1 protein-coding gene is annotated in these 987 nt (G+C 64.0%); it reads right to left on the bottom strand.

All coding sequences use genetic code 11. The features are described from left to right. The coding region (locus LG30_RS0107620) for a VCBS domain-containing protein (RefSeq protein ID WP_033130111.1) at positions 1-987 on the bottom strand (987 nt) is incomplete at both ends.

The following is a 987-nucleotide window of genomic DNA, read 5'->3' as shown; positions in this document are numbered from 1 at the left end:
AGGGTGTAGCTGTAGTTCACCGTCCCGCCACTGGCGGTCCCGCTGTAGCTCAGCAGGGTCAAGATCCCCTCCCCGGTGTTGATGGTCTGGCTGCCGTTGAAGCCTTGCAGTTGCGCCAGGGTATAGGTCGTGCCCCCTATCACCACGTTCAGGATGCCGTCCGACGCCGATACCGTGAAGCTGCCCGCCACCGTCTCGGTGTTGGCCGCCGCATTCGACCCGCTCGGGTTGAGCCCCGACTCGTACACCAGGTGGTCCGGACCGGTCGCCGCCACCGTCACCACGCTGGAGGTATCGTTTGCCCCCTGGATGGTGATGGTCAGCTTGGCGATGCTCTCGTCACCGTCCGCGTCCTTCATGGTGTACCAGACGTCGTAGCTCTGGTTGAACGCCGCCGTCAGTGCCTGGGTTGCCGGACGGCTGTTGTCCAGCGCATAGGTCCAGCTCCCGTCGCCATTTTGTACGAAGGTACCGTAGGTACTCAGCGCCGTGACCGAGGGACTGTTGTTGTGCCCGGTCGCAGCCCAGCCCACGAACGCCGCCGGCGTATCTGCACCGGACACATCGTTGCTCAGCACGTTGCCGTTCAGGCTGCCCGCCACGTCTTCGGTGACGGTGCCACCGTTTTCATCCTTCGCCGTCGGGGTGTCATCCACGATGCGCACTATCAGCTGGTCGCTGGCACTGGTGCCGCCTACCCCGTTCACCGCAATGGTCACGCTGTCATCAAACTCCGTCAGCGTGGCGCCCGCCTTGCTGTCGTTGTCGATGGTCGCGCTCAGGGTGTAGCTGTAGTTCACCGTCCCGCCACTGGCGGTCCCGCTGTAGCTCAGCAGGGTCAAGATCCCCTCCCCGGTGTTGATGGTCTGGCTGCCGTTGAAGCCTTGCAGTTGCGCCAGGGTATAGGTCGTGCCCCCTATCACCACGTTCAGGATGCCGTCCGACGCCGATACCGTGAAGCTGCCCGCCACCGTCTCGGTGTTGGCC

The organism is Aeromonas aquatica (assembly GCF_000764655.1).
In the GTDB taxonomy this organism is placed as follows: domain Bacteria; phylum Pseudomonadota; class Gammaproteobacteria; order Enterobacterales; family Aeromonadaceae; genus Aeromonas; species Aeromonas aquatica.
This window is presented reverse-complemented; position numbering and strand designations above follow the sequence as displayed.